This window comes from Microcystis panniformis FACHB-1757 (assembly GCF_001264245.1).
Lineage (GTDB): Bacteria > Cyanobacteriota > Cyanobacteriia > Cyanobacteriales > Microcystaceae > Microcystis > Microcystis panniformis.
In genome coordinates this window covers 310,349-336,141 of record NZ_CP011339.1, presented here as the reverse complement: position 1 = coordinate 336,141, position 25,793 = coordinate 310,349, and the positions used below count along the sequence as shown (strand labels likewise).

24 protein-coding genes and 3 pseudogenes are annotated in these 25,793 nt (G+C 43.1%); 14 read left to right on the top strand and 13 right to left on the bottom strand.

Translation table 11 applies throughout. The features are described 5' to 3' along the window. Nucleotides 1-27: 27 nt before the first annotated feature. The 5 genes and pseudogenes from pyk (at nucleotide 28) to VL20_RS01660 (ending at nucleotide 7,388) form a co-directional block, all read left to right on the top strand. Complete coding sequence (gene pyk / locus VL20_RS01685; protein ID WP_052275411.1) at nucleotides 28-1,449, top strand: pyruvate kinase; 1,422 nt, start codon at nucleotides 28-30, stop codon at nucleotides 1,447-1,449. A 164-nt stretch (nucleotides 1,450-1,613) separates the two neighbouring features. Beyond that, nucleotides 1,614-2,315: a 2,3-bisphosphoglycerate-dependent phosphoglycerate mutase gene (locus VL20_RS01680; protein WP_002772325.1), complete on the top strand. Its 702-nt coding sequence runs from the start codon at nucleotides 1,614-1,616 to the stop codon at nucleotides 2,313-2,315. A gap of 621 nt (nucleotides 2,316-2,936) precedes the next feature. Continuing rightward, complete coding sequence (gene modA, locus VL20_RS01675; RefSeq protein WP_052275410.1) at nucleotides 2,937-3,734, top strand: molybdate ABC transporter substrate-binding protein; 798 nt, start codon at nucleotides 2,937-2,939, stop codon at nucleotides 3,732-3,734. Nucleotides 3,735-3,922: 188 nt separating this feature from the next. Next, nucleotides 3,923-5,761: a molybdate ABC transporter permease subunit gene (gene modB / locus VL20_RS01665; RefSeq protein ID WP_052275408.1), complete on the top strand. Its 1,839-nt coding sequence runs from the start codon at nucleotides 3,923-3,925 to the stop codon at nucleotides 5,759-5,761. A gap of 239 nt (nucleotides 5,762-6,000) precedes the next feature. Continuing rightward, nucleotides 6,001-7,388: pseudogene (locus VL20_RS01660) on the top strand (cation:proton antiporter). On the opposite strand, the gene VL20_RS26895 reads toward VL20_RS01660, so the two are convergent. Beyond that, nucleotides 7,368-7,571, bottom strand: coding sequence for a hypothetical protein (locus tag VL20_RS26895; protein WP_284525976.1), 204 nt, complete (start codon nucleotides 7,569-7,571; stop codon nucleotides 7,368-7,370). The pseudogene VL20_RS01660 and the gene VL20_RS26895 sit on opposite strands and share 21 nt — an antisense overlap. Before the next feature lie 133 nt (nucleotides 7,572-7,704). Between VL20_RS26895 and VL20_RS01655 the strand changes: the two genes are divergently transcribed. From VL20_RS01655 to VL20_RS01635, 5 genes and pseudogenes are all read left to right on the top strand, one after another. Beyond that, a complete protein-coding gene (locus VL20_RS01655) occupies nucleotides 7,705-9,603 on the top strand; it encodes an N-acetylmuramoyl-L-alanine amidase (RefSeq protein WP_052275407.1) in 1,899 nt (632 codons plus the stop codon). A 100-nt stretch (nucleotides 9,604-9,703) separates the two neighbouring features. Further along, entirely contained in the window at nucleotides 9,704-10,555 is an 852-nt protein-coding gene (gene murI / locus VL20_RS01650) for a glutamate racemase (RefSeq protein WP_002788398.1), read from the top strand. A gap of 1,129 nt (nucleotides 10,556-11,684) precedes the next feature. Further along, a pseudogene (locus VL20_RS01645) lies at nucleotides 11,685-12,625 on the top strand (glycosyltransferase). 10 nt (nucleotides 12,626-12,635) lie between these two features. Next, complete coding sequence (locus tag VL20_RS01640; protein ID WP_002788401.1) at nucleotides 12,636-13,544, top strand: glycosyltransferase family protein; 909 nt, start codon at nucleotides 12,636-12,638, stop codon at nucleotides 13,542-13,544. A 404-nt stretch (nucleotides 13,545-13,948) separates the two neighbouring features. Continuing rightward, nucleotides 13,949-14,689: a hypothetical protein gene (locus tag VL20_RS01635; RefSeq protein WP_052275406.1), complete on the top strand. Its 741-nt coding sequence runs from the start codon at nucleotides 13,949-13,951 to the stop codon at nucleotides 14,687-14,689. Here the strand turns inward: VL20_RS01635 and VL20_RS01630 are convergent. Continuing rightward, nucleotides 14,686-15,729 (bottom strand): IS630 family transposase, encoded by a 1,044-nt coding sequence (locus VL20_RS01630; RefSeq protein ID WP_052275234.1) that lies wholly within the window; start codon nucleotides 15,727-15,729, stop codon nucleotides 14,686-14,688. The genes VL20_RS01635 and VL20_RS01630 overlap by 4 nt on opposite strands. A 192-nt stretch (nucleotides 15,730-15,921) precedes the next feature. On the opposite strand from VL20_RS01630, the gene VL20_RS30935 reads away from it, so the two are divergent. After that, nucleotides 15,922-16,146, top strand: coding sequence for a hypothetical protein (locus tag VL20_RS30935; protein WP_052275405.1), 225 nt, complete (start codon nucleotides 15,922-15,924; stop codon nucleotides 16,144-16,146). On the opposite strand, the gene VL20_RS01620 is transcribed toward VL20_RS30935, so the two are convergent. From VL20_RS01620 to VL20_RS01610, 3 genes are all read right to left on the bottom strand, one after another. Next, a complete protein-coding gene (locus VL20_RS01620; protein WP_052275404.1) occupies nucleotides 16,124-16,840 on the bottom strand; it encodes a nucleotidyltransferase family protein in 717 nt (238 codons plus the stop codon). The two genes, VL20_RS30935 and VL20_RS01620, sit on opposite strands and share 23 nt — an antisense overlap. A 92-nt stretch (nucleotides 16,841-16,932) precedes the next feature. Beyond that, complete coding sequence (locus VL20_RS01615; protein ID WP_002768766.1) at nucleotides 16,933-17,958, bottom strand: GHMP family kinase ATP-binding protein; 1,026 nt, start codon at nucleotides 17,956-17,958, stop codon at nucleotides 16,933-16,935. A 37-nt stretch (nucleotides 17,959-17,995) separates the two neighbouring features. Then, a complete protein-coding gene (locus VL20_RS01610) occupies nucleotides 17,996-18,631 on the bottom strand; it encodes a D-sedoheptulose-7-phosphate isomerase (RefSeq protein ID WP_002788412.1) in 636 nt (211 codons plus the stop codon). Nucleotides 18,632-19,190: 559 nt separating this feature from the next. Between VL20_RS01610 and VL20_RS01605 the strand changes: the two genes are divergently transcribed. The 3 genes from VL20_RS01605 (at nucleotide 19,191) to VL20_RS01595 (ending at nucleotide 22,273) form a co-directional block, all read left to right on the top strand. Next, complete coding sequence (locus VL20_RS01605) at nucleotides 19,191-19,850, top strand: D-glycero-alpha-D-manno-heptose-1,7-bisphosphate 7-phosphatase (protein WP_052275403.1); 660 nt, start codon at nucleotides 19,191-19,193, stop codon at nucleotides 19,848-19,850. Next, entirely contained in the window at nucleotides 19,847-21,073 is a 1,227-nt protein-coding gene (locus VL20_RS01600; protein WP_052275402.1) for a glycosyltransferase family 4 protein, read from the top strand. Before VL20_RS01605 ends, VL20_RS01600 begins: the two co-directional genes overlap by 4 nt. A gap of 81 nt (nucleotides 21,074-21,154) precedes the next feature. Continuing rightward, nucleotides 21,155-22,273 carry a glycosyltransferase family 4 protein gene (locus VL20_RS01595; protein WP_052275401.1) on the top strand — a complete coding sequence of 373 codons (1,119 nt, stop codon included), beginning with the start codon at nucleotides 21,155-21,157 and terminating at the stop codon, nucleotides 22,271-22,273. 378 nt (nucleotides 22,274-22,651) lie between these two features. Here the strand turns inward: VL20_RS01595 and VL20_RS01590 are convergent, their stop codons facing one another. From VL20_RS01590 to VL20_RS33530, 8 genes and pseudogenes are all read right to left on the bottom strand, one after another. Continuing rightward, entirely contained in the window at nucleotides 22,652-22,834 is a 183-nt protein-coding gene (locus VL20_RS01590; RefSeq protein WP_012267861.1) for a type II toxin-antitoxin system HicA family toxin, read from the bottom strand. Next, nucleotides 22,831-23,022: a hypothetical protein gene (locus VL20_RS01585; protein ID WP_002796297.1), complete on the bottom strand. Its 192-nt coding sequence runs from the start codon at nucleotides 23,020-23,022 to the stop codon at nucleotides 22,831-22,833. Before VL20_RS01585 ends, VL20_RS01590 begins: the two co-directional genes overlap by 4 nt. A 222-nt stretch (nucleotides 23,023-23,244) precedes the next feature. Then, complete coding sequence (locus VL20_RS01580; protein ID WP_052275400.1) at nucleotides 23,245-23,658, bottom strand: type II toxin-antitoxin system VapC family toxin; 414 nt, start codon at nucleotides 23,656-23,658, stop codon at nucleotides 23,245-23,247. Then, nucleotides 23,645-23,887 (bottom strand): hypothetical protein, encoded by a 243-nt coding sequence (locus tag VL20_RS01575; RefSeq protein WP_081417885.1) that lies wholly within the window; start codon nucleotides 23,885-23,887, stop codon nucleotides 23,645-23,647. Before VL20_RS01575 ends, VL20_RS01580 begins: the two co-directional genes overlap by 14 nt. Nucleotides 23,888-23,943: 56 nt before the next feature. Further along, the gene (locus VL20_RS01570; RefSeq protein WP_002732780.1) at nucleotides 23,944-24,249 is read right to left on the bottom strand and encodes a helix-turn-helix domain-containing protein; all 306 of its coding nucleotides are present in this window, start codon (nucleotides 24,247-24,249) and stop codon (nucleotides 23,944-23,946) included. After that, complete coding sequence (locus VL20_RS01565) at nucleotides 24,246-24,620, bottom strand: type II toxin-antitoxin system RelE/ParE family toxin (RefSeq protein ID WP_002734817.1); 375 nt, start codon at nucleotides 24,618-24,620, stop codon at nucleotides 24,246-24,248. The genes VL20_RS01570 and VL20_RS01565 overlap by 4 nt, the downstream gene beginning before the upstream one ends. Before the next feature lie 435 nt (nucleotides 24,621-25,055). Continuing rightward, nucleotides 25,056-25,352, bottom strand: coding sequence for a helix-turn-helix domain-containing protein (locus VL20_RS01560; RefSeq protein ID WP_002731911.1), 297 nt, complete (start codon nucleotides 25,350-25,352; stop codon nucleotides 25,056-25,058). Beyond that, nucleotides 25,345-25,736, bottom strand: a pseudogene (locus VL20_RS33530) (type II toxin-antitoxin system RelE/ParE family toxin). The gene VL20_RS01560 and the pseudogene VL20_RS33530 overlap by 8 nt, the downstream one beginning before the upstream one ends. Between the last annotated feature and the right edge of the window lie 57 nt (nucleotides 25,737-25,793).

Genomic DNA, 25,793 nt, shown 5'->3' with positions numbered 1-25,793 from the left:
GTCCCAAGATCGATTAGTAAGGGTTCCATGTCAATTATCACCCATAGAACTAAGATCGTAGCCACGATCGGCCCTGCCAGTAATTCGCCGGAAGTCCTCAAGGAAATGATCGGTGCGGGGATGAATGTAGCGCGGCTAAACTTTTCCCACGGTAGCTACGAGGATCATGCGAGATTTGTTAGCCTTTTACGGCAAATTTCTCAAGAATTAGACAATCCTATCACTCTCTTGCAAGATTTACAAGGGCCAAAAATTCGCGTTGGTAATCTCCCCAATGGTTCGATTACCATCAACGACGGCGATTATCTCACCCTTGTCCCCATGGATGAGTATCGGGGAGAAGCGAACACCGTTTCGATCGATTATCCCTATCTGGCCGAGGAAGCCAAGTTAGGTGAGCAAATTCTCCTTGATGATGGCTTATTAGAGCTAAAAATCGTTGAAATTAACGGAAAAAACCTAAAATGTCAAGTGTTGGAAGGAGGGATTCTCAAGAGTCGCAAGGGAGTTAATCTACCCCGTCTCAATTTGCGTTTACCTTCCATGACCGAAAAAGACAAACAAGACCTAGAATTTGGTCTTTCTCAGGGGGTTGATTGGGTTTCCCTCAGTTTTGTTCGTAAAGGAGAAGATATCAAAGCGATTAAGGCATTTTTAGCCGAGAGAAATCATGGGGATGTGCCAGTGATGGCTAAAATTGAAAAACCGCAAGCGATCGAAAATTTAGAGTCAATTGTCGAGGAATGTGACGGAATTATGGTGGCCCGGGGCGATTTGGGGGTAGAATTGAGTCCCGAAAAAGTCCCTATGTTGCAAAAACGCATTATCAAACTCTGCAACATGAAAACTATTCCCGTCATCACTGCCACCCAGATGTTAGAAAGCATGATTCACAATCCCCGACCGACTCGGGCCGAGGCCAGTGATGTGGCTAATGCAATTATCGATGGAACCGATGCGGTGATGTTATCGGGGGAATCAGCAGTGGGAGATTTTCCCGTCAAAGCGGTGGCTATGTTGGCCAAAATCGCCCATGATGTGGAAGCGGATGTGAAGTTTGATAATGCTCCCCCCAATCAGTCCGATGAAACTCACGCTCTCAGTGAGGCTTTGGTGGCGATCGATCAAACCCTTGATCTCCGTTATATTGTTACTTTTACCACCTCTGGCTACACTTCGCTACTGGCTTCTAAGGAACGTCCCTCAGTTCCTGTGATTGCCATGACTCCCAACAAACGCGTCTATCACCGTCTCAATCTAGTCTGGGGTGTGATCCCGATTCTTCTTGATCATCAGGTGTCCGTCTTTGAGGATGTGTTAAAGCAAACGGAATCAATTCTAATTCAGAAAAATCTAGCGCAATCGGGCGATAAAATCCTGATTATGGCGGGAATTCCCATGCAGAAAACTAAAGGCACCAATTTCCTCAAAATTCACACCATTTCGTAAGTTCTAGGAGTCGGGAGTCAGGGGACAGAAGATAGGAGACAGGAGATTATTTCTATTTATTCTCCCCACACCCCACACCCCACACCCCACACCCCACACCCCACACCCCACACCCCACACCCCACTTCCCCACTTCCCCACTTCCCCACTTCCCAAGAAAACTCATGTCAAAACTTGTATTAATTCGTCACGGCCAAAGTCTTTGGAATGCGGCCAATAAATTCACTGGATGGGTCGATGTTCCCTTAAGTGAACGCGGTCGTGCGGAAGCGATGATCGCTGCCTGTAAACTGAAAGAAGCCAATATCACGATCGATGTTTGTTTTACCAGTCTCCTAATTCGCACTATGGAAACGGCAATAATTTGTCTGACTGAGTGTGATGAAATTCGCGCCGGTAAAATCCCTATTTTTAAACACGATAGCGATGATCCTGATTGGCACGGCTGGGATCGGTACGATGGTGATCCCAGTCAGGAAATTCCGATTTTTCCCAGTCAGGCCATCGACGAACGCTATTATGGTGATTTACAGGGTTTAAATAAAGCCGAAACTGCCACTAAATTCGGAGAGGCACAGGTTAAGGAATGGCGTAGATCCTATTTTACCCGTCCTCCCGGAGGTGAAAGTTTAGAGGATACCGTCGCCCGGGTTGCACCCTTTTTTCAGAGTCGTATTCTCTCCCATATCCGACAGGGTGATAATGTCTTGGTGGCAGCCCACGGTAATTCCTTGCGGGCAATGATTATGACCTTAGAAAATCTTAGCCCAGAAGAAGTCCCCAGTTTGGAGTTAATCACGGGAGTTCCAATTGTCTATGATCTCGATGAGACGGGAAAAATTATCAGTAAGCAAATTCTGCCCTGATTTTTCCGTCTTCTTCCAGACGCGCGAGGTCATCGGAAATTTTGGGTCTGAAACCCCGCCGTTCTAGGTTGGCTTTACGTTAGAATTAAAAGGCCAGTCTCGAAAACCAAGTGGACGGCGCAGCACCTTGAAAACTCGGCTTAGGGGGTTCCGACCAGAAAAGCTTGGCCGGGTAAAAAGTCGTGCGCAACAAGTACAAGAAGCTATAGGCGGTCAAAGTACCGTGGGACACACGGAATCCGGCTTCTGAAATGGGGCGAAAGTCTGTGGACTCTGTGTAAGACAGTACATGGTTTTTTAACTGTGGTATGCGACGGTGGTGGAAGCAGAAACTTAAATCGTGAGGTTTAGGAATCGCCGCACTTTTAGGGCGGCGAGGATGTCAATTTATGTTAAGTGGGTAGATGTTAAAAATTGTCAGACACCCCCCTTATTAAGGGTAAATTAAGGGGGGATTAAGGCGGGAGCCATCTTCAATTTAATTATAACCAGCTACTTATCCCCACACCCCACACCCCACACCCCACGAAAAACTTTTTGCCGCAAACCCTAGATACAGATTTTGGGCGGTGGATTGGTTGTGATAGAAATATAAATATCGATCGCTTACTGTCAATCTTGATGAAAAGACGATATTTTCTGGCTTTTATCGGCTCAATTGCCCTTAGTTGCTTATTATCTCTGGGTATAAACCTTTTTTCCTCTACTATCACCACCGCGCAAACCCAGACAATTCTAGTTTCTGCCGCCGCTAGTCTCAAAGAGGCCCTAGAAGAAATCAAGCCGGGGTTTGAAAAAGCCCATGGCAACATTAAAGTTAACTATAACTTCGGTGCGTCGGGGGCTTTGCAACGGCAAATCGAACAAGGTGCGCCGGCCGATGTTTTCCTCTCGGCTGCCACTAAGCAAATGGACGCTTTAGCAAAAGCTGGTTTAATCGATACAAGTACCAGAAGAAAGCTGCTCACTAATCGCCTAGTTTTAATCGTTCCCAAGAATTCCACCCTAAAAATCAGTGATTTTCGTTCTCTGACTAACAGTAATGTCCAAAGAATTGCCGTGGGTGAACCGCGCAGCGTTCCCGTCGGTCAGTACAGCGAAGAAGTTTTGAAAAATATCGGCATTTTAGAGCAAATAAAACCAAAACTGGTCTTGGCCAACTCTGTCCGTAATGTTCTCGCCGCCGTAGAAACTGGTAACGCCGATGCTGGCATTGTTTACATCACCGATGCCAAAATTTCCGACCAAGTAAAAGTAGTGGCTACGGCTGCCAATAATCTCCATTCTCCGATTATTTACCCGATAGCTGTGATCAAAGCCAGTAAAAACCCGCAAGCTGCCAAGACTTTCGCCCAATATCTCACCAGCACAGCCGCTAAAAACATTTTTGAAAAATTCGGCTTCGGAATAGCCAGATAATTTAGGGGAAGTGGAGAAGTGGGGAAGTGGAGAAGTGGGGAAGTGGGGAAGTGGAGAAGTGGGGAAGTGGAGAAGTGGGGAAGTGGGGAATTTCAACTAAAACCCCAACACCCCAACACTCCAACACCCCAACACTCCAAGACCCCAAGACCCCAAAACCCCAAAACCCAACCCCTGACCCCTGAAAAATGCCAGACTTTTCCCCCCTATGGATATCCCTGAAAACCGCCACCATTGCCCTGATAATCATCTTTTTTCTCGGTATTGCCGCCGCTTATTGGATGTTAGGCTATCGCGGACGGTGGAAATCCCTAATCGAGGGAGTTTTCGTCGCACCCTTAATCTTGCCCCCGACGGTGCTAGGCTTCATTTTACTGCTCCTATTCGGCAAAAACGGACCCTTAGGACAGTTATTAGACTTATTTAACTTTCGCGTCGTTTTTACTTGGTATGCCGCCATTATCACCGCGACGGTGGTGGCTTTTCCCCTGATGTACAAAACCACCCTAGGGGCTTTTGAACAGGTGGATGCCAACATCCTACAGGTTGCCCGCACCCTAGGGGCATCGGAAGGGAAAATATTCTGGCGCCTACTTTTGCCCCTCTCCTTCCCCGGAGTATTAGCGGGATTAACCCTAGCTTTTGCCCGCGCTTTGGGGGAATTTGGGGCCACTTTGATGTTAGCGGGTAATATTCCGGGGCAAACTCAAACTATCCCGATGGCGATTTTCTTCGCTGTGGAAGCAGGAGCGATGACTGAGGCTTGGATATGGGTGTTTATTATCATGTTAATCTCCCTATCGGGGATTATCGCCGTTAATCTCTGGCAAAGTCAACGCAAACAGCAATTAGGACGACCAGGAGAAAGCAAACCTAACGAGATGGAGGACTGGCTGCCACCCTGGGAGGGTCGCGATTTTGCCCTTTTAGCAGCTGAAAATAAGCATTATAGGGATAAAATAGGCTTATTTGTCGATATAGAGAAATATTTACCCGGTTTTAACCTCTCGGTAACTTTTAACTGCCAAAATCAGCCCCTAGGACTATTAGGGGCTTCGGGATCGGGAAAAAGCCTGATTTTGCGATCGCTGGCTGGTGTGGAAACGCCCTCAAGGGGTCGTATTGTCTTAAATGGGCGCATTCTCTTCGATTCCGAAAAGGGAATTAATCTCCCCAGTCGTCAGCGTCGTATCGGTTTTGTGGTGCAGAATTATGCCCTTTTTCCCCATCTCACCGTGGCAGAAAATATCGCTTTTGGTCTCTCGAAAAACTTATCTAAAAAAGTTATTAAACAGCAGATTGCCAACCAATTGGAATTAGTGCAGTTACTTGGCATGGAAAACCGTTATCCTCATCAATTATCGGGGGGACAACAACAACGGGTCGCCATCGCTCGCGCTTTAGCTAGTCGTCCAGAAGCTTTATTATTAGATGAGCCTTTTTCTGCCCTTGATACCCATCTACGCGCTCAATTAGAACGTCAGATGATCAAAACTTTAAGTAATTACGATGGCGTGACAATTTTTGTTACCCACAATATGGATGAAGCCTATCGAATATGCGAGAATTTATTAGTTATGGAAAAAGGGCGGGCAATTGCTAATAATTCTAAACAGAAAATTTTTGAGCGACCAGATAGCGTTAGTTTGGCCAAGATTACCGGTTGTAAGAATTTTTCTCGTGCTATAATCATTAATAATCAACAATTGGAGGCGATTGATTGGGATGTTAAATTACACACCGTCCCCGGGATTCCCGACTATTTAGCCTATACGGGAATTCGCGCTCATCAAATTATTTTTGGTCGAGATTTAGGCGATATTAATACTTTTCTCTGTTGGTTAGCTAATGCCATTGAAGGACCCCATCGGGTGACTCTCTATCTGAAACTTAATCAACCCTCCAACCACGACCGCGATTTTCATATCCAAGCAGAGTTATATAAGGATAAATGGTTAGAAATTAAGGAGCAAGCTTTGCCTTGGACTGTTACTTTATCTCCCCAGCGTTTATTATTATTAAAGTAATGCGCTAACTCAACGAACCCCCATGAGTACCCACCCAGACTCACGCACCGGTGGGTAGTTAGATTGCCAAACAGAGATTTTGATGCTAATAAACTAAGACGCATTTTAACCGCCTATCCTTAGATTAGCTGAATCTCCTCCAGCCCTACCTTGCTGGGGGACAAGGGGCGAACTTTGATCGGGAATAACTGAATAAGCCGCAAGCTTGTTAGAGTATTGAGAGTAATTTTGAGCGAGCGATGATACTACAGCCTTTCCTTTCTTCCGCTTGGAGTTTTAACATTTCCCTGTTAGCCTCGGCAGCTACAGCCGAAACTGCTGATAGTGCCTTAGTTTTAGCCTGCGTGCTGCTGAGTTTGACCGTTATTTATTTCGCCTGTAAACTGGGGGGGAAATATGCGTCCGATTCAACTTGCCCCCCGTGTTAGGAGAATTAGTCGGTGGCGTGATTATCGGGGTTTCTGCCCTAAAATTACTGGTTTTTCCAGAAGGTGGGGCGGTATTCGAGGATTCTCTCCTCATTCATTTCCTAGAATCCACTTCTCCCCTCACCCCGGAGGAATCTCCTGCCGTTTTTAGTGCTGCCAGTGAGGTGATTTCCGTCCTCTCGGAATTGGGGGTAATTATCCTGCTCTTCGAGATTGGTTTAGAGTCAGACTTACAGGAATTAATTCGCGTCGGTCCACAGGCAGCTGCTGTCGCAGTGGTAGGGGTTGCGGTTCCCTTTTTGGTGGGTACTTTGGGTTTAATCTATATCTTTCATCTGGCCACCATTCCCGCTATTTTTGCCGGGGCGGCTTTAACCGCTACCAGTATCGGCATTACCGCCAAGGTTTTAGCAGAAATAGGGCAGTTATCGGCGAAAGAAGGTCAAATTATCATCGGGGCAGCGGTTCTCGATGATATTCTCGGTATTATCGTCCTCGCTGTCGTTGCTTCTTTGGTGAAGACTGGAGAAGTGCAAATTAGCAAAGTAATTTATTTAGTTATTAGTTCTAGCGCTTTTGTAATCGGGGCGATCCTGATCGGTCGTTTTTTAAGCCCCTTTTACGTTCAATTAGTTAATAGCATGAAAACTAGGGGACAATTGCTCTTAGTTTCCCTGATTTTCGCCTTTATTCTTGCTTATATTGCCCAAGTTATCCAATTAGAAGCGATTCTCGGTTCCTTTGCCGCAGGCCTGGTTCTAGCGGAAACGGAAAAGCGATCGGAATTGGCAGAACAAGTGTTCCCGATCGCCGATTTATTTGTACCGATATTTTTCGTCTGTGTGGGGGCAAAAACCGATTTAAGTGTCCTTAATCCCGCTATTCCCAGCAATCGAGAAGGATTAGTCTTGGCTGCTTTCCTAATTGTCGTCGCTATTTTTGGTAAAGTGGTGACGGGGTTGGCCGTTTTCAGCAAGGAAAAACTCAATCGCTTGGCGATCGGAGTTGGCATGATTCCCCGGGGTGAAGTGGGTTTAGTCTTTGCCGGAGTCGGTGCTGCTAGTGGTGCTTTATCCCCCGCTACCGATGCGGCGATTATTATGATGGTGATCTTGACTACCTTTATCGCTCCGCCCCTGTTAAGGTTAGTATTTAAAGAACCCACCGGCAGCCCTCAATCAGTGAGCAGTGAGCAGTGAGCAGTTACCAGTGGCAGTGTATAAGTTACCAGTAGCAGTGTTAAGTGGCACTAACAGCACTGTCTTTTCATTGATAACTGATGACTGATGACTGATAACTGATAACTGATAACTGATAACTGATAACTGATAACTGATGACTGATGACTGATAACTGATCAGAAACATAGCAGACCATGCCAACGTCCCATAAGCTTGTTTTTATTGATAGTCATTCTCAGAGCATTAACGGAGCTATGGATGGCCAAAAATCGACAAAATAGTCCATTTTTACCGAAAAAAGGTAATTGATAACTGAGCAACGGGAGCATCGATCGTGAGATTTCATTGGTTATTCCTAAGCGCATTAACTTGGTTGCTGGTGGCAGCCCCTGCTTGGGCTGGCAAGCTCGTCTTTTGGCGATTCGACACCAATGAGAATCGTCTGGTGTTCACTACCGACAATCGAGTGCAACCGCGAGCGCAAATGATCACTAACCCCACCAGGATCGTGATCGATCTGCCCGGGATCAAGTTAGGGCAACCCAATATTAACCGGCCCATTAGCAATATCGTCAGAAGTGTCCGTATTGGTCAATTTGATGCGGAAACTACCCGTTTAGTGATTGAATTGGCCCCCGGCTACACCGTCGATCCTCAACAGGTAAAAATTCGCGGAATTTCGCCCACCCAATGGACAGTGGAATTGCCAGATCCCCAACCGATTAGGGAGGAAACGCAACCACCCGTTACCCCTGACCCCACACCTCCCCCCGATCGCGGTTCCACCCGTCCCACTCCCCCACCTCCAGTTAGCCGGACGGACAACAACGATGATTTTCAGGTCACTCGCAATGGTCTTTTTGTCCGTTTAGAGCAGAATGGTGATGAGCGATCGATCCGCAGTCAACGCAGCCGGGACGGCAAAAAAATCGAATTTGAATTACCCGGTGCCACTTTACCCAGCAGTCTCACTGGTCAAACTATCCCCGTCAATCGCTATGGGGTCGGCGATATTCAATTCAGTCAGACCGCCAATCAACGAGCTAAGATTTCCCTGAGTGTTAATAGAGATAGTCCCGATTGGCAAGCTCTCTATAGTCGTTTTGGTGGCTTGGTTTTACTGCCTAGGGGTGGTCTGGGTGCCGTGGATAATATCTCCTCACCTCCCCCCACTAGCGCCACCAATCCCAATCCTCGTCCCAACAATCCCCCCCCGAAAACTGCCAATAATCCCCCTTCTAGCAATCGTTTGGCCACGATCTCCTCGATCGATCTGACGGGCAATAACGATCGCCTCTTAATTCGCGCGGATTTACCCCTGAAAGCTAACGGCAGTGTTAACCGGGATGGTGTCTATGAACTACGCATCGAAAATGCTAAGTTAGCCGAGTCTTTTCGCGGTCCGCGCTTCGGCCGCTATAGTCCTATCTATCAATTGCGGGTACGTCAGGAAAGCGCCAATAAGGTGCTGATTTTGGTACAGACGGCCGTGGGTTTTCAACTGGGACAATTAACTCAATCGGACAGTCAAACCCTAGCCCTAGAATTGCTTTCCTCCCGCAATTCTAGCCCCCTTTCTCAGGTTCCTGACTCCACTACTATCCCTGTTCCTTTACCCCCCAATACGGGGCAATTTAACCCACCGCCGCGCCCCTCTAACCCCACTCCTAATCCCCCCCAACAACGCAATAGCCGCTTTCTAGTGGTGATCGATCCGGGCCATGGTGGTAAGGATCCGGGGGCGATCGGAATTGGTGGCCTTCAGGAAAAAAACGTGATTCTGCCCATTTCCCTAGAAGTTACCCGCATTCTGCAACAACAGGGCATCGATGTGCGTCTCACCAGAGATAGTGATTTTTTTGTCACCCTGCAAGGTCGCACGGATCTGGCTAACCGGATCGATGCCGATCTATTTGTCAGTATCCACGCTAACTCTATGGGTAAAGCACGACCGGATGTCAATGGCCTAGAGGTGTATTACTTCGGCGATCGCAGGTTGTCGGATACTATCCATCGCAATATTGTCCGTAGTATCGATATGCGCGATCGGGGGGTGCGTCGGGCCCGTTTCTATGTGCTGAGAACCTCGAAAATGCCCTCTACCCTCGTGGAAGTGGGTTTCGTCACCGGCGCTGAGGATGCTGCTAAATTAGCCAATGCCAACTTTCAACGACAAATGGCGGCGGCGATCGCAGGGGGGATTATTGAATATATTCAACGAAATCTCCGTTAATGATTAAATGATTGGAGCATTAGTTTACTAATCAAAAAATCCGTGTTTTAATATCATCAAATAAAGCTATTTTAGATCAGCGTTTTCCTCGATATTATCTATGAGAGAATCACAACTTAGTCCGATTGGTGTGTTTGATAGTGGTGTGGGTGGACTGACAGTTTTAAGGGAGTTGTATCGACAACTGCCCCAAGAATCAATTCTCTATTTCGCTGATACCGCTAGACTTCCCTACGGAACTCGTTCTAAAGGGGAAATTATCGAATTTGTCCGGGAAATTCTCACTTGGATGAGCGAGCGCCGGGTGAAAATGGTGATTATGGCTTGTAATACCAGTTCCGCCTTGGCTTTAGAAGAAGTACAGGCCGAATTTAAAGATTTACCAATTTTGGGGGTAATATTACCCGGTGCCAAAACTGCCGTTAAACAAGGAAAGCGCATTGGGGTTATTTCTACCCCAGCTACGGCTAAAAGTAATGCCTATAAACAAGCCATTCAAGAAATCGATCCTACTGCCCAAGTTTGGCAAATTCCCTGTCCTGAATTTGTCCCTTTGATCGAGGCTAACCGCATTTTTGACCCCTACACCACACAAGTGGCTAGGGAATATCTTCAGCCTTTACTGGCAGAAAATATTGATACTCTGGTCTATGGTTGTACCCATTATCGCCATCTTTCCCCGGTTTTGCGTCGTCTTTTACCTAGTTCCGTGCGATTGGTAGATCCCGCCGCTGCCGTTGTCCGAGCGGCGGAAAAAGAACTAGAATTATTAGGTCTAAAAAATCCCGAAACACCCCTACCTACCAACTTCGCAGTTAGCGGTGATCCTGACACTTTTGCTCGTTTATCTCGTCAATGGCTAGGTTTTTCTCCCGGGGTAGAAAAGGTTTATTTGCAATGTCGGGTGAAGACCCTCGGTTTTACCGATGGGATGAAACAAAGGCCAGTATAGAACAGCGAACCACAGCTAAAAATAAGTGTCTAGTCTCAAGAGCGAAATCTCGAATGACTTCTGACATTGTTAATGGCATTCTAGTTGCGTATTCCGAAGTGCGCTTGCTCTTCTTTTGGGGTCGTTAGCCTTGGCAGTCTTTTTTCATTTAAAGGTCTTGAAGGACTCACGAAAAATAGCTACCATATAAGTATAGCGGCTAGGGTAAACAACCGCTTGAAAAATCCATGTAGTCTAATCACTATGCTATCTGCACCTTGACAATCAAAGATATGGGGTTCTACCTAATGTTCTAGTTTCTACCTGTAGGTAGGTAAAATCTTTGCAGGAACTAGACAAAGCAGTATTTGAAGCTAACACTTCAATTAAAGCAAATTTTGTAGAAATACAACTAGGGTGGGGCGCACCCAAAGTTAACGCTTGAGGAGAGAACCACCTCTGGGTTGAGAATCGCAAGGTACTTAGTCTAAGTGGACTCGGTGAATCAAGAATCCCTCCCATGAGCGCGACGGGAGCGTCAATTGCCTGTCCCCGTTTTATAGCCGTCAGCCTTTTTCAGGGAGCAGTAATCAGTGAGCAGTAATCAGTGAAAAGACAGTAGGAAACTGCTATTTACAGCCTTTCTCGTCAAGGTGAAGCACAGACACTAATACCTGCTCATCAACTTCAGCAAATCCTAGATAAAACGTTTACATGGCAAGTATATAAGCCCACCGCTAGGAAAGGAAGGCTAGAGTGAGTGGTTGGAGGATAATATTTGTCTATTAATTGCCCTTCTACAGCCAATTGAGTCAAGTAGAAAAAGAGGAATGGAAAAAGGGTAGTCATGGAAATGCTGATTTAGTGGGGGAAATTTGGCACAATTTTATATTAGTTAATATTTGCCTTTATGCTTGCTATATAAGCTTATCAGACTACCAATGCTTCGGATTTTGGGCATGATTAATTTTTCAAGAATAAAAAAAACTAGAAATCAGATTTTAGGATGGTAAACAAGTTGAATATAGATTTTATTTCTCTTGAATTCCCACTCTTGACCTCTCAGCCTTCTGATCTTCCAGAAATTTTCCTTGTTGCTGGAGAACTATGATACAATGGCATCAGAAAATAGAGGAAAAATTTTTTTATCATGGACAAGGTGTCAACACCAAGCCTATCAATTGTTATTCCGACTAGAGAAGGATTTGCTGACCACTGGTTTAATGCGCTGACCGAGGTCAAGGGAGAAGTAGAATTTATCTTGGTTCATCCACCAGGAGCGCCTAAGTATCCCACGTCCGACCCCAGGGTACAGCAAATAGTCAGTCCCTTGCGGGGAGAAATTATTCAAAGAATTAGTGGATTGATGAATGCGACAGCACCTTACACACTAACCATTAATTGTGATGAGTTTCTTCACCCCGATATCTTGACCATGGTTCTACAGTATTTCCAGCGATTTCCAGATAGCTGGGTGATGAGACTCTGTACTAAGCGATTTCAGTATGGAGAAACAAAAGAACTGACTGCTCCCTGGCAACCGCTGCCCCAGATAGAAGAACTACTGGTGTGGGATAAAAGCTCCAAAAATCAGGATGGCTCAGATCGAAGTGGCTACTTAAAGGAAATTCCCATCGTTCCTTTTGACAAAAGAAAGTTAGATTTGATGTGCTTTGTGCGCGAAAGAAAAGATCACCACGGCCCTCATACTGAAAATTTTGATAAAAAAGTCTGGCTCACTCAAATGGTACAGGCAACCTGCAAAGATATCGTTAGTTTGTTACCATTAATGGGTCCGTTTAAGTATATTCCCTTTTGGTGTTTAGATCGTCTTTTGGGTTTATTTCTTCAAGCTAAGTTTTTCGAGCAGGGCCAAGGAAAAATCATCGGTCATCTCATGCCATCTCCAGAACAGTTACGCATGGAGAACAATCCCCCGAATATAGAAGACTAAATCGCTATGGTATTTTATCAGAAATTTTCCTAGTCAAGTGTTTTCCTCAGTATGGATATATGTGGAATCTGGTGATTACCAATCTCAGGGAAGTTCCCAAAAAATATGTACTTTATCGACTAGGAAAAGAGGGATAGTCAGCTAATCATGACCAACTCACCAATTCTATCAATCGTTACTCCAACTCTGGGCAAATTTTCCGAATATTGGTTGCAACAACTTCTGACCATTCAAGGGGAAGTAGAATTTATTTTGGTTTATCCTCCTGGGGCCGTTACCCCTTCCCTAGAAGATCCCAGAGTGAAAATTTTTCATAGTCTTTATCAGGGAGAAACAGCCCAGAGGGCCGTCGGTCTTCTCAATGCTTCCGGTCAATATGTGTTGGCTCTCGATGATGATGATTTCTTGCATCCCCAGGTGGTTGCCTTAGCGAAAGATTACTTTGATAATTTTCCCCAAAGTTGGCTCTTGCGTCTCTATAAGGAGAAAATTGATTATCTCGATGAGGAAAGAATTAAAGCTCCTTGGCCGGAGCTACCCGCTATCAATCAGTTAAATATCTCTAGAAAAAGACAAGATAAGTACCAAGATTTAGTGGAAGTTCCTATCGCTCCCCTAGATAATCCTTTCGAGTTAAGACTAGCTTTATGGCCCTACGGCAAAAGAAAAGATATTCATGGCTGTCATCTAGAACCTTTCAATAATAATATTTGGAAGACTGCCTTAGTGAAAGAAGCCTTAGATGATTTTGTCCGCAACATGAGGATAGGAGAAATTTTAACTTGGTTGCCTCTCTGGGGATTTGATAGAGCTTTAGGATTATTTCTGCAAGCGAAGTTTTTTCAAAAAGATATATATATCGGCCATTGGATGCCCGAACCCAATCAAATAAGATATATAGTCAAACCCTACTCTATGAAAAGCCTAAGAATCCTTTTTCCTTCCGATGCTTTATTAGTCAAAAGATTTCCCCAGTATGGTTATTTCTGGAATCTTTTCTTCGAGGAGTTATACAATGGCATCAAGACCAAAATCAAAAGTCTCTGGAAAGCATGACTAATTATCGTGCGATACTTTACTAATCTGGTTTTATTTCCCATGAGTTATCAACAACCCCCCATCAACTTCGTAATCCGCAAAATTCCAGAAAAGCTGCTGAAGGAACATGAAGCAGGGTGAGCGCATCCCAAACGCTATTGACAATTGGGCAATTTTGTGATAGGATTGGCTTGTAGGCATTTCGAGTGATAGCAATCAATTGAAATGGTTAAGAACTCGATCCATTTGCTCGGTTGTTGCCTAAACATTGAGGGGGCAAATTCTCCTCAAATATGCTTGAATCGCCCTCTGGGTAAGCAACCCACATAAAGTTCATTTTGCCAAGGATTGTTAAGATGCGCTTACCGTGTTGGTGTCGTGTTTACAAAAACATCTAGAATTTTGCTTGAGTGAAGGAATCCATGTTTGACACAACAGAACCAGTCAATCAAAAACAAATTATACACATTGGTCCAAGGTGTCATGAAGATTTCAACGTTACTTTAGCTGAAGCAATTAGCTCTGAAACTGGCATAGTAAACCGCTTGATCGACTATCAATCTCTCAAGAATATAGATGCTTCCAGTGTTTTGTCTTCATTGATAACTCCAGATTGTTTGGGGGTTCTCTTACATTATAACTTTAGATACTACGATGTTCCCGATTGGCTCTTGAGAGTATTACAAAATCTCACAAAAACTAGAGACTTTAAATTAATTATCCTAGTCCATGAGTTCAACGCAACTTACACAAGAAAAGGGATAATTTTCCCCGCTTTCAGATTTTTACTAACTTCTTATCAAATCTTCAGATTAGCTGATTTAACCGTGACTACTACTTCCAGAATTAAAAATATAGTTTCACGATTAACTGGAAAAACCGAAGTTATTTGCTTACCAAATTTTTCTACTATGGGTGAACCTCAATGTATTCTTCCTCTCAAGGATCGCCCACCATACCTTATTGTTTTCGGTTCCAAGTACACTCGTCCCCTAGTTTATACAAAATTCAGTAAAAATCTCCTAAAAGCCTGTCAAGCTTTAGGCATTGAACGCATTTATGATGTTGGTTATCCCTGTGATTTGAGTACCACAGAAGGTCAATTCAAAGGAATAGAGATAATCCCTATGGGATTTCAGTCTAATCAGGTTGTTATACTTTAGACGTTCATAATCTGAGATTTATTAAACTTCTGAAATCGTAGAGTCAGCAAGGAATCCAGTTCTTTTTTATGTTTCAGATGGGCATCATTCAGACATTCATAAATAGCTGAAGAAAAGTCAGAAAAGTTCTCATAATATTTACCATATAAACATTTCTTTTTGACCAATTTCCACAGCCTTTCAATTAAATTTAGATTAGGTGAATAAGACGGCAGATAGAGCAGCTCTATTGACAAAGAAAGAGCCAATTCTTCAACAATTTTACATTTTTGATAGCGGGCATTATCTAAGACTAGAGTGATGGGAATCATTAGTCCTAAAGCAGCTATTTTTGACCGGAGTTCACAGACTTGAGTTGCCGTAATATAAGTTTCATATGTTACCAGAATAACTTCATGAGTTATTGCATTTAATGCTCCTAAAACATTGAAGCGTTTACGCCCGCTCGGTGACTTAACAAAAAGTCTCTCAAAACACCAAACAAAACCGAGAAATGCTCCCATGACGAAGTGAGCGGCATCAACAAAAAAAACAGCCCTTTTTCCTTCTTTTGCCTCATTTAGTCTGGGTTCTAGCTTTTTTTCTTTGTAGTCCTCTTGTTCATCTGGGTCAGCTTTAGAAGGAAGAGAACCTACTTTTAAACATTTCATTCCCATTGATTTTAAAAATTTTCTCACTTGGGTAGGACTTCGTTTTATTCCCGTCAATTCTTCTATCCTATATACAGCTTCATTTATTGTGGCTGGTGGATTTTTCTCGAAGTATTTTTTGAGGGTTTCTTTTTGAAACTCTAATTCACTTTTAGGGCGATAGAAGTTGATTTCTTTTAATTTTTCTATTCCGCCTTCTTGATAATCGCGAAGATAGGTTAATAAGGTATTTGGCGAGATCCCTGCTAACTGACAAATTTTTTGGTGCGGTATCTTTTGGCTTTTTAACCAGAGAACTTCCATCTTCAGTTGAACCCGGGGATGGGGATGATGAAATCTTTCATAATACAGTGAGTTCTTTTCTTCTTCCGTGAATTCTAGGTTAATCATGTTTTTAATGAGTGCTTTGCTTCTAATTATGACTCTTAAACTATATTATTGTCCTTGAGTAAAAAATGCAAGTTGTAGCCGTGCAAAGTATAGTGAATTGATGTTAACTTCACGGGGGGGGTTCTGGATTATAGCCATTTTCCAAAAGATTTAGGCAAATCCACTGTCTTTGCCGCCTATGCCGCCCACGGTTTGGTTCCAGTTCTAACAGACTATAACCCTTCTGAAGCGGATGGAGTAGAAAATAATAAACATTATTTAGTAGCTGATGAAAATCTGTCTAGTCTTGATTTGACTCAACTTCAGCAAGTTGCTGACAACGCTCACAGATGGTATCAAGACCATAATTTGATCAAAGTCGCCAAGTTTTATGGTTCGTATTTTAATCCTGAGGTTAAACCCGATTTCGCAAATTAAAAAGTTCAGGTAATTCAATCTGACTTTTTTCGTAATCTTCGGGGATGCCTATGTCAATAAAATATTCGTCAGAAATAAAGCCATACATAGGAATTTTCTCGGTATAAACTTTGAGAAAGTCGTCCTCAAAAGAAAATTTTGATGGCAGATCAAAGCTAGATAATATGTTTTTCCCTACACAATATATACCGCCATTAATATAGCCTTTATCTTGATATTTTTTGGATTCAAACCCGATAATTTTTTGGTCATCGTCTAGCATAACATTATTGTAACGATCAAAGTCAGTTAGTGGCTTCAGAGCAACAGTTATCAGGGATTTCTTTCGATTATGTAAATTAATTAAGGCGGATAAATTGACATTAAACAGGGTATCTCCGTTGACAATTAATGCTTGTTCGGTTTCAATTTTATTTAGTGCCAACTGGATCGCTCCTCCAGTTCCCAAGGGTGTATCTTCTATCAGATAATTTAGCTCGTATTCCTTGTATTGATCGCCAAAATGATCGATAATTTTCTGATGTTCATAGCCCACAGAAACTAAAAATTTGTTGGTAATTTTTTGAGAGATTAAGTAATCTAATAGATATTCTAAAAAAGGTCTGTCGGCAACGGGAGCCATAGGTTTTGGTAAACTGTTGATCACCGATCGCAACCTAGTTCCTAACCCACCCGCCAGAATAATTACATCCATAGATACACCTCAAAAATCTGAATTATTGCCAATCTTTTAAAAACTATTTTTAGGATTATAGGGATAATCTCCCCCATCGCTGCCTTTGCTTGTTATAATGTCCATGCTTGGGTTCCGTATTTAGTAAAATGAAAATTAATCACTTGGCCTCCTTCTAATTTCAAAGCTTTTATTACTTCGATTTTCTTGGTAGGATCGACCATAAAGATAATAAAACCACCGCCACCAGCCCCCGATATTTTGCCTGAATAGGCCCCGGTTTCCCTAGCTACCTGATAAATGCGATCAATCTGCGGATTACTAATTAATTTGGATAATTTCTTTTTCGCTTCCCAAGAGGTTCTCAGAATTTCTGCTATCCCCATAAAATCTGATTTAAGCAGTGCTTCTTTAAAGAGAATTGCCTCTTTTTTGAGTTGATGGGTAGCAGCGATTGCTTGATCATTTTTTTCTTGGACATTCTGAATTTGATCCTCAATTACTTGAGATGAGTAGCGAGAAATGCCTGTATAGTAGAGGATCAGAGAGACTTCCAATTCATTGATCACCCAATTTTTAATCCGCAAAGGATTAACTATGACTCGATCTTGTTCATAAAATTCCATAAAATTAAAACCGCCAAAAGTGGCAGCGTACTGATCTTGCTTGCCCCCTAACCAGCCTAGGTCAATTCGTTCGATCTCGTAGGCTAAATGGGCGATATCGTACTCGCCTAGGGGTAATTTTAACAGTTCCACAAAGGCTTTAACTATGGCCACGGCTAGGGTAGAAGAAGAACCCAATCCCGAACCAGCCGGCGCATCGGAAAAAGTGGTGATTTGCAGCGGCAAAGGTTGCCCTTGATTAAAGTCTTTAATCAAACGATTATAGACTGCTTTATGCAGATCGAGAACACCATTATAGGGGAGAGGAAACTGAAGGGTTTCTATTTGTTGTTCTCCTCGATCGGCGGCAACAAAAATGACCTGTTTGTCGGTAATTTCCGTGACTGTGCAGTAGGCATAGAGATCGATAGTAGCGTTGAGAACGTAACCCCCATAAAGACTACAGTAAGGCTCGACATCGGTGCCGCCACCACCCAAACCTAATCTTAAAGGAGCTTTGGTTCTGATGATCATGGGTATGCTGTTTAGGTTGATTTTTTGCTAGGAGATTTTAGTTAGGAAAGAGCGCTTCTTCGATCGCTAAACAAATAGTATGAAGAACAAAACCATGACCTTCTTGAATGCGCGGGGTACTGGTGCTAGGAATCATCAAACAATAATCGGTTTTTTCCTCTAGAGCTAATCCCTTCGCCCCAGTTAAACCGATGCTAGTGAGACCTTTTACTTGACAAACTTTGAGAGCTTGATGGATATTAGCGGAATTTCCCGAAGTGGAAATACCGATAAACACATCACCAGGGTTTCCTTCCGCTTCTATCTGGCGGCTAAAAATATATTCGTAACCATAATCGTTAGCAATCGCTGTTAAACTGGCGATATCGCTATTGAGGACGCGAACTGGTAAAGACTGTCTTTCTTTCAGAAATCGGCCGTGTAGCTCACCGCCAAAATGGATAGCATCGGCGGCACTGCCTCCATTACCGGCGACTAATACTTTGTGGTTGTTGCGATAAGCATGGATACATACTTGGCAAATCTCTTGGATTTTTTCTAGATATTTTGTTTCAGTTAGTAGGTTTTTCTTCAGGTTATAAGCTTCTTCCAATTCAGTCTTGATTAAAATTGACAGAGACGGATCACTCTGGAAACTATCTAATTTTTTGTTTGATTTTTCCACCATTTGCATAGGTTTGATTTTCCAATTTTTATTAGTTGAATAAATTTAACTCTCAATCATTCTGTCATTACATTGAATAGTATCAAAAGACCAGAATCGCTCTCCATTAATTGGGGACAAAACCCCTAGCATGGTAGAATTGATCACGGGAATCGAGTCAAAAGAGTGATCTTTTGCCAGTTACTCTGGGAATATACCACAAACGCCCCAACCTTAGCACAATTTGTTTTATTTGTAAATAAACTTTTGCTCTATTCTGGCCGAGACGGGGGATTTCTGAGCGGGGGGTTCCACCCTTGCCAGTCTTGGCTTTTTGTTTGGCTGGACAAAAATGTTAACAATTCCTGACAATACTGCTGATATAATCAAAAGTCCAAAGGCCTGACGGCGTATAATATGCCCTGATTGCTACACTCTGACATCTAGATAGTAAAGAGAAGCAATTTAGCCGAGAAAACTAGCACAAATCGCGACAATCCCTCGAATTTTGTCTGTCCATCGGTTCAAGCTCTCGTCCCTGACAGAAGAACTGAGAATTATAGTCCCCGACTCGAAAAAGTCCAACATAATGAATCCTTTCCCCGCAATTTCCGTCAATGACGACGACCTAAAATACCCATCTCCGCCATCTCCTGGCAATTCTGACCAGAAAAGCCAAGATAGAGCGAAAAAGAACAAAGCCTTATTTCTCGATCGAGATGGGGTAGTTATTGACTATATCCCCTACCTGAGCAAACCAGAACAGGTGAGCATTCCCGCCGGGGCAGCGGCTGCCTTAAAACAGTGGCAGGATGCCGGCTATCTGCTGATCATCATTACCAATCAATCGGGACTTGCTAGGGGCTATTTCACTTGGGACGATCTAGCGGCGATTCACGGGCGCATGATTGAGGAATACCGACAATTGGGCGTGCATTTTCACGATCTTGCCATCTGCCCGCACCATCCCGACGAAGGTTGTCTGTGCCGTAAACCCTCCCCCTATCTGCTGCTGACAGCCGCCCACCAGTACGGAATCGATTTAGCCCGCTCGTTGTTTATCGGCGATGCGCCCAGTGATTTAGAATGCGCCCTAGAAGCTGGTTGTCAGCCCGTATTGCTCTTAACAGGGCGAGGAAAAGTCACCCTTGGGGAGATCGAGAAATACCCAGTTGAGATTCCCGTGTATGGCCAACTAAAGGAAACGGTAGAATTATTGTCAAAAACCGCTGCCGAACCAGAATTATGAGAATATTAGTCCTTTTTTGCAATAACTTTCCCTATCCACCTAGTCGCGGGGCAACGGAGGGGAGAACTTTTAACCTGATCAAATGTCTTCATCAAAACCATGATGTCACCCTGTTTGCCCGTCGGGTGGAGAATGTCACAGAAACTCAGATCGAAGAATTAAAAACCTTTACCAATCATCTTGTCTTATTTCCGCCCCAGGAAATTCCCGAACCAGGCAAGGGACTGACAAAACTAATCGGTAAAACAGGGCGCTTTCTGGAGGGAATAGTACAGATGACCCCTGCTAGTGTTCTTAGTTATCGTTCGCCGCTCATTCAAGAGCGAGTAGATGAATACGTCGAGCAGCAAAAATGTGATGTAATTATCTGCGCTCAGAGTATCAGCGAGATTTTTATCCGGCCGGAATACCGTCAGCGAGTCAAAACAGTAGTGGATATTCACAGTTCCGTGTACGGTTGGACACGCAATCATTTGGATAGAGGAGCCTCCGCCTATCCGCTGCGGGATTTTCTCTATCTGCCCTTACTCTATCAGTACGAAAAACGTTACTGTGCCAAGTTTTCGCAATTAGTGGCTACTACCGATTACGATCGCGAACAATTGTTAAAAATCCTCCCGGATGCACGGGTGGATATCGTGCCTAATGGCGTGGATTTAGACCTGTTTCCCTATCGTCCTCGGGATCCCGGCGGTCATAATTTGGTCTTTGTCGGTGCCATGAGTTCTACCCATAATATCGATGCCGCCCGTTTTTTTGTTTTAGAAGTCCTGCCAGTCATTCAACAGCGATATCCCGCTACCACCTTAACCCTAGTGGGGGCAAACCCGGCACCGGAAGTTCTCGAACTCGCCAAGTATCCCGGTGTGAAGGTGACGGGGACCGTTCCCTCGACAGTGGAATATTTACACCGAGGAACCGTTTGTGTGGTTCCCCTGCGGGTGGGATTGGGAATCAAGACCAAAACCCTAGAATCCATGGCCGCTGGGATTCCGGTTGTCGCCAGCGATCGCGGTTTAGAGGGTTTAACGGTGGCAGCAGAGGGAATTCCCCCTAGGGCGCTGCGGGCTAATAGTGTTGCTGAGTACGTCACAGCGATCTCTAGGTTGTTTGATGATCCTTCTGTGCGAGAACAACTGTCCCATAATGGCCGGGCGATGGTGGAATCGGAGTACACCTGGGAGCGAGCGGGACAAAGGTACGAGGAAATTTTGCGGGACTAATATTGTTCTTAACCCCTGAATTTTACTTGAGACTGTTTGCGAGTTTTACCGCCATAAAAATTGATTTTTTGGAGCCTAATCATGAAAGTTTTAATAGTAGGAAATTACGTCAATGATCGGCAGATCAGTATTAATCGTTTTGTCGGTTTAGTGGAGAAAGGACTCAGACAAAAAGGACACGAAATTCGGCGAGTGCAAGCACAGCCTATTTTCGGTCAACTGAAATCTTCTCCCCAGGGACTCGGCAAGTGGTTGGGGTATATTGATAAGTTAATTATTTTCCCAGTGCAGTTACGTCAGCAGCTTGATTGGGCCGATATCGTCTGCATTTGTGATCAGGCGTTATCCTATTTAACTCCCTATCTAAAAGATCGCAAGTATTTTGTCATCTGTCACGATCTGCTGGCCATTCGTTCCGCCCTAGGAGAAATTCCTGAAAATCCCACCAGTTGGACGGGAAAACAGTATCAGGCGATGATTTTGCGAGGATTCAAACAGGCTAAATATGTTGTCTGTTCTTCCGAAGCTACTCGTGCCGATGTTCTCCGTTTAACCAAAATTACCCCCGAACAAACGGAAGTGATCGAGGATTGCTTGAGTGAGGGATACGGTCCGATGACAAGAGCAGCGGCGGTAAATCTAGTGGATAAATTTAATATTAATAGTGATTGCCCCTGGCTAATTCATGTCGGGGGCGACCAATGGTATAAAAATCGATTGGGATTGCTGAAAATATTCAAGAGGTTAATCACTTTCCCCGGTCTGGAAAATTGCCGATTGATCCTGATGGGAAAACCTTTGCTGCCGGATATGCGAGAATTTGTTAATCAGAATAACTTGTCCGCACAAGTAATCGAATTAGGAACCGTCTCCGATGATGATCTCCGCGCCTTTTATTGCCTAGCAACTGCTTTAATCTTTCCCTCCTTTCAGGAAGGATTCGGTGTTCCCGTTATTGAAGCTCAATCCTGTGGTTGTCCCGTCTTTACTTCCAATCGTCTCCCCATGACTGTTATCGCTGATGATGCAGCCGTTTACTTCGATCCCACCGAACACGAGGCCGCCGCTACTATTATTGCAGAAAATCTTCTCGCTCCCGATCGCCTGGAAGATTTGAGGCAAAAAGGTTTTATCAATGCCACTCGCTTTACTTACGAAAGAATGATCCAATCCTACGACCGATTATTGCCAAAATTGTAGTTTAGAGCTTTTTGGTGACTCATTATCCTGCCAACGCGATTTTAAGCGGGGAGGATATGGTTCTGGGGTTCACTTTGGCACTAGAAATCTTGCTGTAAGAGTGATCGTCCTTTTTTAAATCCTACAGTAATCATTTTTCCATAGCTCCTTTGCTTTGGGGTTTACTGAATAAATCTAAAAACCTTGTTGGATAATATCTTTAGGCTTTTTTGAAATCAAAAAGTGCCAGCCATTGGAGGAATCGGGGGAAAATTAAGGCACTTTTTCCCTGAAAATTAGGTAATTGACCCCCTGAAAATGGCTAAAACCCTACACCCCACACCCCACACCCTGCCCCACGAAAAACTTTTTCAGCAGACCCTAATTGGCACTGTGAATTTATCTGTCGCCTGTAAGACTTTTGATAATCTTTTTAGCCAATCGCTCATTAATTTCTCGATGTCTGGGAATTGGTTCTGTTTTTCCAGTATCTGGATTATGGTAAATATCGTGTTTCCCTCCACGTCTAATCAAATAGCAGCCCGCTTGCTCTAATTGTGCAATTAAATCATGTCTTTTCATGCGAGTTCAAACTCTGCAACTCTCTTGATTCCGGGGATTTCTTCAGTAGTAAATGTTTTGTAGAGATCGACCAAGTTTCCGATTAATTCTTCTAAGTCAACACCTTGGGTCCAATGATCTGGAAATTCATTCAAATAGCCCAAGAACATCCCATCTGATTCTTTCCAATATGTATATGGAATCTTCATGGTGAAATCCTCATTCTGCGTTGCTAAAGATATTAAGTTGACCCCTATCATAACTGAATTGCTCCCAAGCCACGATCAGCTTTATTATCAGGGTTGGCAGCGAGATTGCCGCCTTACACTTCGTTAATGCAGCCTACCAAAGCGGCGATCGCCCATTCAGACAGATTTAGGTGTTGGGTGTTGGGTTTCGTTCCGAGGGTTCAATCTACGGACTACGGACTGTTAAATTAGAATATCAAATGTTTGATTATTTAGCCAACGATAAACACTAAAATCTCGCCTATCTGTGGTTAATATTCTGTTCTCCTTAATTGTTTCAGCTAACACTACTAACGAAGCATCGGCTAAGTCCATTGGCAAATCTCTATATTTTTGCATCAGTTCTTCAATGGGTTGGCAGTGCTTAGTTTTGAGGTTGAATACCTGTAGTTCTCCTGTGGAGATTTTATGAATAAAGGTTTTTGGGACATCTATTCCCACTCGTTTTTGTAGTAAGTAGCAAGTTTCAGTAACAACGCACCAGGTTGTAATAAATTGTTGATTGATTAATTTTTGGAATTGTTTTTTTGCTAATGGGTGAAGTGAGTCGTTTTTATTAGCAATGGCCAGCCAGAAACCAGTATCAACAATGATCATATTTTTGCTTAAGTTCACTTGTTAAATAGGTTTTATAGTTTTGCGAAAGGTCTGGTTCAGCTTCTATACAACCGATAAAGTCAGACCAATCTTCTGTTCCCTGCTCTTTCATTTCCTGTGGGTTGGGAGAATATCGTTTTTTGAGAATACCTACAAGTTCAAGAATAGTCTGTTGTGCGTCGAGGGGAAGGGACGCAATATCTTCTTCAATTGTTTCTAGGTTTATCATTGTCATTGTTTAAATGCGCGACAGCTTATTCTCATTGTAGCAAATTACTGAAACAATTAGGCTGAAACTAATTCAAATTTAACCTTGATTTTTAGGGCTGTAGCGATGAGATTTAGCAACAAAAAAGAGTTTCCTTCATAGTCAGCATTTTCTAAGGCTTCAATAATAGATTCATCAGTATTAATTAATTCTGCTAAAGCTTTTGTTGAAAGATGATGTGTTTCCTTAATCTTAAATATTTTTCTGGCTACTTCGTCATCAATACGAGCCTTTTCTAATTCTAATTGACGTTCTGGATTATTAGCATAATAACGTTGGTAAAGAATTTGTAAGCCATCGGCTGTCGTTTGGTGTGTATTCATATCAACTCCTGAAAATAGGTGTGTAATTCGGGATTTTTTTCAAATTTAGCTTTGTTTTTAATTGCTTGCTCGATTTCCAGTGGTAGAACTTCTTTTTCTTTAATTATACCATGAGAAATGACCACAGCTTTGTTTTTATAAAAGAAATAAAGAATTCTATAATTTATTCCTTTAAAATTAACTCTCAGTTCATAAATTTTGTCCCGCAAAAAGTCTGCTTCTGGTCTGCGTAATTCATATCCTAGTTCTGCCAGTCTTTGTAATTTGATAAAGCATTTGTTTTGAGCTTTGCCAGGAAGACTATCAAGCCATTCTATAATTGGTATATTACCTCTTTCATCTTGGTAAAAAATAAGTTGTATTTTTGGCATATTAAAGCTTTTATATATGTGAGTTTTCTAACAAATGATAAATTAAATAGTGTCAAGTATCGAGTTCTGTGAAAAGCTGATGTTTCCGTGAGCAAACCCCCTAAAATTAGACTTGATAAAAGACCTGAGATTGTTATATTCTACAGGTGACAAGCTTTTGCACGAAAGAGCCACGCCCCACGCACCAATTATATCATTCATTCTACCTGAATATCAAACAAGAACTAGAAACCTGTTACTAGGGAGAGATTGCTACGGGGGGATATTTGGTAGCAGTTAAATAATCATAATAAAAACCACTCCAGACACAGTGGTGGCTCTTGTCGGGTGCGTTAGTGATAGCGTAACACACCAATTTTCTTAAGATGCTGCGTTACGGCGCGATCATAGTTTAATTATTAACAAATCTCCTTTAAATACGCGCAAACACGCACCCTACAAGCTACTAACAAGGCTCATTTTGACTCGTTGATTAAGGGCAGTGGCAATTTTTTGTAGCATTATTAGGGGATTGTCTTGATAGTCAGCGTCTTCTAGATCTTCAATAACGGATTGCTCAACATGGATTAGGTCGGCTAGTTGTTGTTGAGTTAATCCAGCATTCATACGAGCGTCATAAATCAATTGTGCGATTTCTGAGTTGAGGGATTCTAGGGCAATTTGTTCTTTGATTGTGGGATCGTCTGCAATCATTTGGTGAATGATTTTTACGGCATCTGTGGTTTTAGGCATTGTTTATTTCTCCTTGATAAGTATGAAGTTCTGGATTTTGTTTAAATTGTGCTTTTCTTTGGATAATTCTCTCGATGTCTTGTGAGGGAACGGCGGAAGTTTTTTTGATAAGAGCATGACCAATAATTGCTATATTTTGACCATGATAAAAATAGAGGATTCGATATTGTATGGTTCCCTGTTTGGCTCTAAGCTCCCAGATATCATTTCTGAGATAATCAGCAGCAGGGCGGCGCAGTTCATGACCTTGTGCGGCAAGTTGTTCGATTTTGGTTATACATTTGGCAAATCCTTTTTATCAGTTTTGAGTAATTTCTGAAGCCACTCAACAACGGGTGAGATGCCTTCTACTTCTTGATAAAAGATGATTTTTGTCTTTGGCACGTTTCTTTTGAAATAGTATGCGATGAAAAATCAATAAATGTAATCAGGTGATGGTGA